Origin of the sequence: Nocardioides sp. (assembly GCF_034670285.1) — a bacterium.
GTDB lineage: Bacteria > Actinomycetota > Actinomycetes > Propionibacteriales > Nocardioidaceae > Nocardioides.
Window position 1 is genome coordinate 1 of record NZ_JAXMNS010000090.1, and the last position, 10689, is coordinate 10689.

The window sequence follows — 10689 nt, forward strand, 5'->3', positions numbered from 1 at the left end:
CCGCCGGTCTCGCCGGGCTGCTCCTCGAGGTTGAGGACGACGACGAGGCGCGCCGGCGTCGCGATGATCGCCTCGCGCAGCGCGGGCACGCGCAGGTGCGGCAGCACGGAGGAGAACCACGAGCCGGGGCCGAGGAACACCCAGTCGGCCTCGGCGATCTTGGTGAGCGCCTCCGCGCTCACCGGCGGGTCGGGTGGCTCGAGATCGATGGAGACGATCGAGCCCTCGGTGGTGGCCACCTCGACCTGTCCGCGCACCGTCGTGGTGGCCTCGGGGTCGTCGCCGAGGCCGCGCACCTCGGCGGTGATGTGCATCGGGGTGAGTGCCATCGGGAGCACCCGTCCCTTGGCGCCGAGCAGCCGTGCGACGCGGTCGAGCGCGTCGACGGGGTCGCCCAGCAGCTCCCACAGACCGACGATCAGCAGGTTGCCGACCACGTGGCCACGCATCTCGCCCTCGCCCTCGAAGCGGTGCTGCAGCGCCTTGGCCCAGGTGTCGCCCCACTCGTCGTCACCGCAGAGCGCCGCGAGCGCCATCCGCAGGTCACCGGGAGGAAGGACGTCGAACTCCTGGCGCAACCGGCCCGACGACCCGCCGTTGTCGGCCACGGTCACGATCGCGGTCAGGTCGTCGACGCTCAGGTCGTCGACGAGACGGCGCAGCGCGCTCAGCGAGGCGGCCAGCCCATGGCCTCCTCCGAGGGCCACGGCGGCCTGGGCCCGCTCGCCCGAGAAGTCCGCGGCGCTCACTCGCGCCCCAGGTCGCGGTGGACCGAGCGTGCCTTGAACCCGGCGGCCACCAGACGTCTGGTGATCTCCTCGGTCATGGCCACGCTGCGGTGCTTGCCCCCCGTGCAGCCGATAGCGACCCGCATGAATCGCTTGCCCTCACGCAGGTAGCCCTCTCCGACGCCGGTCAGCACCGGGACGTAGGCGTCGAGGAACTCTGCGGCGCCGGGCCGCGAGCGAACGTACTCGGAGACGTCGGCGTCGCGCCCGGTGTGGTCTCGCAGCTCGGGGATCCAGAACGGGTTGGGCAGGAAGCGCATGTCGGCGAGGTAGTCGGCGTCGACCGGGATGCCGTACTTGAAGCCGAAGCTCACGACGGTCACCTTGAGCTGGGTGTTGCCCGGGGTGCCGAAGGCCGCCGCGATGCGGTCGGTGAGCTGGTGGACGTTGAGGGCGCCGGAGTCGATGACCAGGTCGGCATCGCTGCGGAGGTCGGCCAGCACACGCCGTTCGCGGTGGAGGCCGTCCAGGAGTCGGCCCGAGGCCTGCAGCGGGTGCGGCCGACGCGCGGCCTCCTGGCGTCGTACGAGCACCTCGTCGGCGGCGTCGAGGAAGACCAACGTCGTACGGCGTCCGGCGAAGCCCTGCGCGAGCTGGGTGTGGAGGGAGGCGAAGAACGACCCCGAGCGGACGTCGACCACGACCGCGATCGGCTGCGTCGTGCCGAGGCTCTGGTCGACGAGCCGCACGACGTCGGGCAGCAGGCTGGGCGGGAGGTTGTCGACGACGTAGTAGCCGAGGTCCTCGAGCTCCTTGGCCGCGGTGCTGCGTCCGGCACCGGTCATGCCGGTGACGACGACGACCTCTCCGAGGGTGGGATCGGAGCCGCCGTCGCCGACAGCCGTGTCGGCGGACGCTGAGGGGGTGCTGGGGGTCGTGTCGGTCATGACTCCTCGATCTCGCCGGTGGCGGTGTTGACGGAGACGCGGGGGCCGCCGGCGGCAGCCTTGGCGACCGCCTCCTTGATGGCGCTCGCCGTGCGCGGACCGATGCCGGGCACGAGCGCGAGCTCGTCGACGTCGGCCTCGCGCAGCTTCTTGAGCGACCCGAAGTGCTTGAGCAAGGTCTTGCGCCGCACCTCTCCGAGGCCTGGGACGTCGTCGAGCATGCTCTCGACCATCGTCTTGGACCGGCGGGAGCGGTGGTGGTTGATCGCGAAGCGGTGGGCCTCGTCGCGCACACGCTGCAGCAGGTAGAGCCCCTCGGACGAGCGCGCCAGGATCACCGGATCCTCCTGCGACGGCAGCCAGACCTCCTCGAGACGCTTCGCGAGCCCGCAGACGGGGATGTCGTCGATGCCGAGCTCGTCGAGGGCCTTCTGCGCCGCCGCGACCTGCGGCGGTCCGCCGTCGACGACGACGAGCCCGGGGGCGTAGGCGAACTTGCGCGGACGACCCGTCTCGGGGTCGACGAGCATCGGGCCCTGGTCGGTCTCGCGGGACTCCGAGCGCGCCTGCTCGTCGAGCAGGCGTCGGAAGCGTCGGGTGATCACCTCGTGCATCGACGCGACGTCGTTCTGACCCTCGACGTCCTTGATCACGAAGCGGCGGTACTCGCCCTTGCGGGCCAGGCCGTCCTCGAAGACGACCATCGAGGCCACGACCTCGGTGCCCTGGAGGTTCGAGACGTCGTAGCACTCGATCCGCAGCGGTGCCTCGTCGAGCTCGAGCGCCTCCCGGATCTCGTCGAGCGCTCGGTTGCGGGTGGTGAGGTCGCTGGCGCGCTTGGTCTTGTGAAGGACGAGGGACTGCCCGGCGTTGCGCGCCACCGTCTCCTGCAGCGTCTTCTTGTCGCCGCGCTGCGGCACGCGGATGACGACGCGACTCCCCCGCAGGTCGCTCAGCAGCGCCTCGAACGTCGCGACGTCCGGCGGCAGCTCGGGCACCAGGATCTCGCGCGGCACGGAGTCGGCGTCGCCGGCGTAGAGCTGGAGCAGGAAGTCCTCCACGAGCTCGGGGGTGCCGCCCTCGTCGACGCGGTCGGCGACCCATCCTCGCTGCCCGCGGATGCGCCCACCGCGCACGTAGAAGATCTGCACCGCGACCTCGAGCGGGTCCTCGGCCAGGGCGATCACGTCGGCGTCGGCACCGTCGCCGAGCACCACCGCCTGCTTCTCCAGAGCCTTCTGCAGCGCCCCGAGGTCGTCACGCAGCCGCGCCGCGCGCTCGAAGTCCATCGCGTCGGAGGCGGCGTACATCTCCTTCTCGATGCGACGGATGAACGGCCGGGTCTGACCACCCATGAAGTCGCAGAAGTCCTCGACGATCGCGCGGTGCTCGTCGGCCGAGACCGTCTCGACGCACGGCGCCGCGCACTTGCCGATGTAGCCGAGCAGGCACGGCCGTCCGATCTGGGCCGAACGCTTGAAGACGCCGTTGCTGCAGGAGCGCATCGGGAAGACGCGCAGCAGCACATCAACGGTCTCGCGGATCGCCCAGGCGTGGCTGTAGGGGCCGAAGTAGCGGGTGCCCTTGCGCTTGGCGCCCCGCCCCACCATGACGCGTGGGTACTCCTCGCCCACGGTCACCGCGAGCCACGGGTAGGACTTGTCGTCGCGGTACTTCACGTTGAACCGCGGGTCGTACTCCTTGATCCAGGAGTACTCCAGCTGCAGCGCCTCGACCTCGGTGTTGACGACCGTCCACTCGACGCTGGCAGCGGTGGTGACCATCGTCGCCGTGCGCTGGTGGAGGTTGGCGATGTCCTGGAAGTAGGACGACAGCCGGGCCCGGAGGTTCTTGGCCTTGCCGACGTAGATCACCCGCGACGAGGCGTCGCGGAACCGGTAGACGCCCGGCTGGGTGGGGATCGAGCCCGGCTCGGGCCGGTAGGACAACGGCCCTCCCGCCGTGCGAGGCGGGCGGCGCGGTGACATGGCACAACCCTACGTAACCCCGCCGACACCCTCCCCGTCAGGCGGGTGCCGCGGCGCTCGAAAGCGGGGTCAGGCCAGCAGGATGTTGTCGCCCTCGACCGTGAGGGCGATGGTGGCGAGCGGCGCGGAGGCCGGGCCCTGCACCGCGGAGCCGTCCTCGATCGAGAACCTGCTCCCGTGGTTGGGGCACACGATCTCGGTGCCGTCGACCTGGTTGACGGCCGTGCCGGTGTGGGTGCACGTGGTGTTGAAGCCGAGGAAGGTGCCCTCGGTGGGCTGGGTGATGACGAGCTGGGCGTCGGGCAGCACGATGCCTCCGCCGACCGGCACCTCGGCCGTCGTCGCCAGCGGCGCGCCGGGCTCGGGCGCCGTACCGCCGCCGGCGGACTCCGTGCCGCCACCGCAGCCGGCGAGAGCCGCGGCGACGCCGAGCGCACCGAGACCCTGGAAGACGATTCGTCGTGACGTGCGGATGTCGCTCATGACAGCACCACCTGATCCTTGTCGATCGTGAAGGCGACCGCGGGCAGGGGCGCCGGGGCGGGACCGCCCAGCACCTCCCCGGTCGCGAGGTCGAAGCTGCTCGCGTGACACGTGCAGTTGATGGACGTGCTCACCCCGGCCACGAGGCACCCCGAGTGGGTGCAGACCGCGGAGAAGCACCGGAACTCCCCCGCCTCGGGCTGGGTGACGACGACGCGACTGTCGGTGTAGACCACGCCCCCGCCGACCGGGATGTCGTCGGTGGAGGCGAGCGCCTCCGTGCCGGGCTCGCTCGTCGGCTCGCTGGACGGCTCGGGGCCCGGCGAGGAGGACGAATCGGAGGTCGTAGCCGAGGCCGACGACGTGGACGGGGCTGCAGACGGCGCGGCGTCGTCGGAGCACGCGCTCAGCAGCGGCAGCGTCAGTCCGACGGTCGCTGCCCCGCCCAAGGCACGCCGTCGCGTCAGGCGTGGAGCGGGCGCCGACGTCTCGTCGTCGGACGTGCGGGTCATGGGTACTCCTCGGCAGCTCGGCGGGCTGCGGCCAGCCTAGGGGCAGCCCCCACATCCCCGTCGCGAACGGCGTCGAGCTGATGCGGGTCTCGCATCCGTGGCATGGATGCGGTCCCCGCACGACGCCCCTCCGACGACAGGAGCCTGCTTCGGATCTCCGACGACGACCGCCCTCGGGTGGAGGAAGTCCTGCGCAGGGCCGCCGGCGAGGGTCGGGGCGCAACCCGGGGCCCGAAGAAGTTCCTCGGCAGCTACTGAGCTGACTTCTTCGCGGCCCTCCCCGCGGTTGCTTTCTTGGCTGGAGCCTTCGTGGCCGGCACCTTCTTGGCCGCCGCCTTCTTGGCCGGCGCCTTCGTGGCCGGCGCCTTCTTGGCCGGCGCCTTCTTGGCCGGGGCCTTCTTGGCAGCACCACGCCCGACGAACGCACCCCCGTCTGCCGGCGCCCGACGAGCCGCCGTCTGGGTTGCCTCGCGACCGACCAGCAGTGGCGCGAGGTACTGGCCCGTGTAGCTCTCCGCGACCCCGGCGACGTGCTCGGGGGTGCCCTCGGCCACCACCATGCCGCCGCGGGAGCCGCCTTCCGGACCCATGTCGATCAGCCAGTCAGCGGTCTTGATGACGTCGAGGTTGTGCTCGATCACCAGGACGCTGTTGCCGGCGTCGACGAGTCGACCCAGCACGAGGAGCAGCTTGCGGATGTCCTCGAAGTGCAGCCCCGTCGTGGGCTCGTCGAGGACGTAGACCGTGCGCCCCGTGGATCGCTTCTGCAGCTCGGAGGAGAGCTTGACGCGCTGCGCCTCGCCACCCGAGAGCGTGGTCGCGGGCTGTCCGAGACGGACGTAGCCCAGGCCGACCTCCACGAGCGTCTTCATGTGACGCGAGATCGCGGGGACCGCGGCGAAGAAGTCGACAGCTTCCTCGATCGGCATGTCGAGGACTTCGGCGATGGTCTTGCCCTTGTAGTGCACCTCGAGGGTCTCGCGGTTGTAGCGCGCGCCGTGGCAGACCTCGCAGGGCACGTAGACGTCGGGCAGGAAGTTCATCTCGATCTTCAGCGTGCCGTCGCCCGAGCACGCTTCGCAGCGACCGCCCTTGACGTTGAACGAGAACCGGCCCTGGAGGTAGCCGCGCATCTTGGCCTCGGGAGTCGAGGCGAAGAGCTTGCGGACGTGGTCGAAGACGCCGGTGTAGGTCGCGGGGTTGGAGCGCGGCGTCCGGCCGATGGGCGACTGGTCGACGTGGATCACCTTGTCGACGTGCTCGAGACCGGTGATCTTCTGGTGCCGCCCGGGCACCTGCCGCGAGCGGTAGAGCTGCTTGGCCAGCGAGGTGTAGAGGATGTCGTTGACGAGGGTGGACTTGCCCGAGCCCGAGACGCCGGTGACGGCGACGAAGAGCCCGAGCGGGAAGGCGACGTCGACGTCCTGGAGGTTGTGCTCGCGCGCTCCGTGGACCGTCAGCTCGCGTCCGATCGTGCGAGGACGACGGATCTCCGGCACCGGGATCTCGCGTCGGCCCGAGAGGTACTGGCCCGTCATCGAGTCGGGGTGGTCGTAGAGACCCTGGACGGTGCCGCTGTGGACCACCTGGCCGCCGTGCTCGCCGGCACCCGGCCCGATGTCGACGACCCAGTCGGCCGTCTTGATCGTGTCCTCGTCGTGCTCGACGACGATCAGCGTGTTGCCCAGCTCCTTGAGCCGCACCAGGGTCTCGATGAGTCGCTGGTTGTCGCGCTGGTGGAGGCCGATCGAGGGCTCGTCGAGCACGTACAGGACACCGACGAGTCCGGCCCCGATCTGCGTCGCGAGCCGGATGCGCTGCGCCTCGCCGCCTGAGAGCGAGCCGGACGGACGGTCGAGCGAGAGGTAGTCGAGTCCGACGTCGAGGAGGAACCGCAGCCGCTCCTGGATCTCCTTGAGCACCCGCTCGCCGATCTGGCGCTCGCGGGAGGTCAGGTCGAGGTGGGCCAGGAACTCGGCCGACTCGTTGATGGGCAGGGCGCAGATCTCGGCGATGTTCTTGCCGCCCAGCAGCACCGCCATCGACACGGGCTTGAGCCGGCTGCCTCGGCAGGTGCCGCACGGCACCTCGCGCATGAAGCCCTCGAAGCGCTCGCGACTGGTGTCGGACTCCGCCTCGCGGTGCCGACGCTCGATGTAGGCGCGGACCCCCTCGAACTGCGCGTAGTAGGCGCGCTCGCGGCCGTACCGGTTGCGCGTGACGACGTGGACCTTCGTGGCGTGACCCTCGAGCAGCGAGCGGCGACCCAGCGAGGAGATGTCGTCCCAGGGTGTGTCGAGGTCGAAGCCGAGCTCCTCGCCCAGCGCCTCCATCAGCTTGAGAAAGTAGTCGGCCACGTGGGCCTGGCTCCACGGCTGGATGGCGCCGTCGCGCAGGGTCGCGGTGGTGTCCGGCACGACGAGGTCGGGGTCGACCTCCATGCGGGTGCCGAGACCGCTGCAGACCGGGCAGGCCCCGAACGGCGAGTTGAACGAGAACGAGCGGGGCTCGAGCTCGTCGGTGTCGATCGCGTGGTCGTTGGGGCACGCCATCTTCTCGCTGAACTTCAGCTCGCGCGCGGCGTCCTTGGCGTCGAGGTCGACGAAGTCGAAGACGACCAGCCCACCGGCGAGGTTGAGCGCGGTCTCGACCGAGTCGGTGAGGCGTCGCTTGCTGGAGGCCTTGACGGCCAACCGGTCGACGACGACCTCGATGGTGTGCTTCTTCTGCTTGTCGAGGGTGGGTGGCTCCTCGAGCGTGTAGGTCTCGCCGTTGACGCGGGCACGCGAGAAGCCCTGCGTCTGCAGCTGCTTGAAGAGCTCGACGTACTCGCCCTTGCGCCCGCGGATCACCGGAGCGAGCACCTGGAACCGGGCGCCTTCGTCGAGGGTGAGGACCCGGTCGACGATCTGCTGGGGGGTCTGTCGCTCGATCGGCGCACCGCAGGTCGGGCAGTGCGGTCGTCCCGCCCGGGCGAAGAGCAGGCGGAGGTAGTCGTAGACCTCGGTGATGGTGCCCACGGTCGAGCGCGGGTTCTTCGACGTCGACTTCTGGTCGATCGAGACCGCCGGCGACAACCCCTCGATGAAGTCGACGTCCGGCTTGTCCATCTGCCCGAGGAACTGACGTGCGTAGGCGGAGAGCGACTCCACGTAGCGCCGTTGACCCTCCGCGAAGATGGTGTCGAACGCCAGTGAGGACTTCCCGGACCCGCTGAGACCGGTGAACACGATGAGCGCATCGCGTGGGAGGTCGAGCGAGACATCCTTGAGGTTGTGCTCACGGGCACCTCGGATGATGAGCTGGTCGGCCACAGAAGTCCCTCGGTCGAGCGGTTTGGTCAAGCAGAATTCGAACAAGTGTTCGTCATCGCCGGGCGCGACGCAAGCCGATGGCACGCAATCGTCCACCACAGCCTAGGGGCGCGACCCACGCCCCGACGGCGGGCGAGGCCGCGACACGTGCGGTCCGGCATGATGACGACGTCCAGTGTGCCGCGCGCGCCGCGCGCAGCACTCACCCCGTCGGACGACCCGGAGCCCGAAACACCGTGGCGGTCGACACACCCGTGCGGCCCCCCGCCCAGGATGGAGACCTCGTGACCTACACCGGAGACGTGACCGTCGGCGGCACTCCCGATGTCCGCGTGCTGCCTGCACTCACGATCACCAAGGTGGCCGTCGACGCGGAGATGAGCAACAACGCTTACCTGCTGCGATGCACCGACACCGGCGAGCAGGTCCTCATCGACGCGGCTGCCGAGGCGGAGGTGCTGCTCGACCTGATCGGCGACGCGGGGCTCACCACGGTGATCACGACCCACCAGCACTGGGACCACCACCGGGCCCTCGGCGCGGTCGTCGACGCCACCGGGGCCTCGGTCGCGGCGGGCGACCCGGACGCGGACGCGATCACCGAGCAGACCGACGTCCCGGTCGCGATGCGCCTCTCCCACGGGGACCGCGTGCCGGTGGGGTCGTGCACCCTCGAGGTGCTGGCGATCGCCGGGCACACCCCGGGGTCGATCGCGTTGCTGTACGTCGATCCCGAGGACGGCGGTCACCCGCACCTCTTCACCGGCGACTCGCTGTTCCCAGGCGGGGTCGGGGCGACCTTCGGCGACGAGGCCGCCTTCGCACAGCTGGTCGACGAGGTCGACACCAAGATCTTCGGCACGCTCCCCGACAGCACGTGGGTCTACCCCGGCCACGGCGGCGACACGGTGCTGGGCACCGAGCGTCCGCACGTGCCGGAGTGGCGGGCGCGCGGCTGGTAGACCGCTCGGTGCGCCCGCTCGTCAGGCTGCGAGGCCGCTGCTCCCCCGCGTGACCGCGCTGACGCCGTCCAGGTCGAGGCCGTTGAGCGAGGCGAAGAGCCTCAGGTCGCGCAGGTCCGGGCTGGTGCCGGCGCCGAGGTGGGCGAGCAGCTGGGCCTGGGTGAGGTCGGCGACCACCGCGACCCCGAGGGAGTCGGCGCCGAAGCGCTCGAGCCAGAGCCACATCGTGAAGGGCTGCACGCCGGTGGCGCGTGCGTGGTCGGCGACCAGTCGCGCCTGGCGGGGCGCGAGTCCGCCGCGCACCAGCCCGGCCACGATGTCGGTGGAGTTGGCATGCGTCGGGTTCGCCTCGACGAAGCGCGCACGACGCGCATCGGCGCGTCGACGGGTGGCGACGGTGGCGGGTCGGCTCGCCCGGACGGCGGCCACCGAGGCTGTGAGCGCGACACAGCTCATCATGAAGAGAATCACGATGATTCCTTTCGGTCCCGGACGCGGCGGGGGCCGAACGAACGGGGGGTGGGGGGAGTTGAGCATCGCCTCGGGGGAAGGCGTCACGGCCTATTCAAACCCACTCTTACCGCGAATTGGGGAATTTGGCAGATTCCGTCATCGCGGCCTAGACCGAGAGGATCGGTCAGCCGGAGTAGGTGGCGCGCACCACGTCGCTGGCGGGCGTGGCCTGGCAGGCCAGCCTGATGCCGTCGGCGAGGTCCTCGTCGTCGAGGACGTCGTTGAACGCCAAGGTGACCTCGCCCTCGACGAGACGGACCGCACACGCCGAGCACTCCCCCTCGCGACACGAGTACGGCGCCTTCACCCCGCGGCTCTCGAGGTGGTCGAGCATCGTGGTGCTGCGGTCCCAGTCGTCGAACACGTGGGTCTCGCCGTCCAGCTCGACCTCGAGCCGGGCGGGTTCTCCGACCTCTGCTGCGGGCTCGACGGCTGTCTCGGACGCGGCACTCGAGCCGCCGGCGGCAGCCTCGTCCTCGACCTGCGTGCTCCCGACGTCGCCGAAGGGGTTGCCACCGAGCGAGACGAACTTCTCCTGGTGGCGACGCTGGCGGGGGAAGCCGAGCTCCTTGAGCGCAGCGACGGTGAGCTTCATGAACGGCGCCGGGCCACACACGAAGGCATCCCGCTCGAGGTGGTCGGCGGCGAGGGCGCGGACCTGCTCGAGCGTCGGGAGGCCCTGCACGCTCTCGAGCCAGTGGATGACCTGCAGCCGGTCGGGGTACTCGGCGGCGAGCTCGGAGAGCTGTCGGGCGAAGATCACCGAGCGCTCGTCGCGGTTGGCGTAGAAGACCGTGATGCGCCCGGTGCCGCGCGCGAGCGCCGTCCGCGCGATCGACATGATCGGCGTGACCCCGCTACCGCCGGCGAAGAGGAGCAGGTCGGCGTCGAGTGAGGCGGGGGTGAAGATCCCGCTCGGCGGGAGCACCCGCAGGGAGCCGCCCACCTCGAGGTGGTCGCAGATCCAGTTCGAGGCGAAGCCCTCGGCCGTGCGCTTGACCGCGATCGTCACCGTGTCGCCGTCCGCAGGGGTGTCCGTCGGGCTGCTGCACAACGAGTAGCAACGCGCTGCCAGACCCGTCTGGTCGCTGGGTACGGCGACCGTCAGGAACTGACCCGGACGGAAGGCGAACTCCTCCGCGGCGCCGTCCGGCACCCGGAACGTGATCGAGCGCGCGTCATCGGTCTCCTCGACGACAGCGACAACTTCGAGCTCGTACGACGTGATCTCCACAGGTCTCT

10 protein-coding genes are annotated in these 10689 nt (G+C 70.4%); 2 read left to right on the forward strand and 8 right to left on the reverse strand.

Features of this window, described 5'->3' with window-relative positions; translation table 11 throughout:
- From VOI19_RS06465 to VOI19_RS06485, 5 genes are all read right to left on the reverse strand, one after another.
- Nucleotides 1-749 (reverse strand): uridine diphosphate-N-acetylglucosamine-binding protein YvcK (locus VOI19_RS06465; protein ID WP_323792138.1); only part of this gene is annotated, 749 nt, incomplete at its 3' end.
- Nucleotides 746-1675 carry an RNase adapter RapZ gene (rapZ, locus tag VOI19_RS06470; RefSeq protein ID WP_323792139.1) on the reverse strand — a complete coding sequence of 310 codons (930 nt, stop codon included), beginning with the start codon at nt 1673-1675 and terminating at the stop codon, nt 746-748. The genes rapZ and VOI19_RS06465, both read right to left, overlap by 4 nt.
- Entirely contained in the window at nt 1672-3663 is a 1992-nt protein-coding gene (uvrC, locus tag VOI19_RS06475) for an excinuclease ABC subunit UvrC (protein WP_323792140.1), read from the reverse strand. Before uvrC ends, rapZ begins: the two co-directional genes overlap by 4 nt.
- A gap of 69 nt (nt 3664-3732) precedes the next feature.
- A complete protein-coding gene (locus tag VOI19_RS06480; RefSeq protein WP_323792141.1) occupies nt 3733-4146 on the reverse strand; it encodes a Rieske (2Fe-2S) protein in 414 nt (137 codons plus the stop codon).
- Complete coding sequence (locus tag VOI19_RS06485; protein WP_323792142.1) at nt 4143-4658, reverse strand: Rieske (2Fe-2S) protein; 516 nt, start codon at nt 4656-4658, stop codon at nt 4143-4145. Before VOI19_RS06485 ends, VOI19_RS06480 begins: the two co-directional genes overlap by 4 nt.
- A 102-nt stretch (nt 4659-4760) precedes the next feature.
- On the opposite strand from VOI19_RS06485, the gene VOI19_RS06490 reads away from it, so the two are divergent.
- Nucleotides 4761-4916: a hypothetical protein gene (locus VOI19_RS06490; protein WP_323792143.1), complete on the forward strand. Its 156-nt coding sequence runs from the start codon at nt 4761-4763 to the stop codon at nt 4914-4916.
- Here VOI19_RS06490 and uvrA read toward each other — a convergent pair.
- A complete protein-coding gene (gene uvrA, locus VOI19_RS06495; protein ID WP_323792144.1) occupies nt 4910-7972 on the reverse strand; it encodes an excinuclease ABC subunit UvrA in 3063 nt (1020 codons plus the stop codon). The two genes, VOI19_RS06490 and uvrA, sit on opposite strands and share 7 nt — an antisense overlap.
- 284 nt (nt 7973-8256) lie before the next feature.
- Here uvrA and VOI19_RS06500 point away from each other — a divergent pair, with 284 nt between their 5' ends.
- Nucleotides 8257-8934 carry an MBL fold metallo-hydrolase gene (locus tag VOI19_RS06500; protein ID WP_323792145.1) on the forward strand — a complete coding sequence of 226 codons (678 nt, stop codon included), beginning with the start codon at nt 8257-8259 and terminating at the stop codon, nt 8932-8934.
- Nucleotides 8935-8955: 21 nt separating this feature from the next.
- Here VOI19_RS06500 and VOI19_RS06505 read toward each other — a convergent pair whose 3' ends face one another.
- The gene (locus VOI19_RS06505; protein ID WP_323792146.1) at nt 8956-9405 is read right to left on the reverse strand and encodes a hypothetical protein; all 450 of its coding nucleotides are present in this window, start codon (nt 9403-9405) and stop codon (nt 8956-8958) included.
- Nucleotides 9406-9571: 166 nt separating this feature from the next.
- Complete coding sequence (locus VOI19_RS06510; RefSeq protein ID WP_323792147.1) at nt 9572-10681, reverse strand: 2Fe-2S iron-sulfur cluster-binding protein; 1110 nt, start codon at nt 10679-10681, stop codon at nt 9572-9574.
- Nucleotides 10682-10689: the final 8 nt, after the last annotated feature.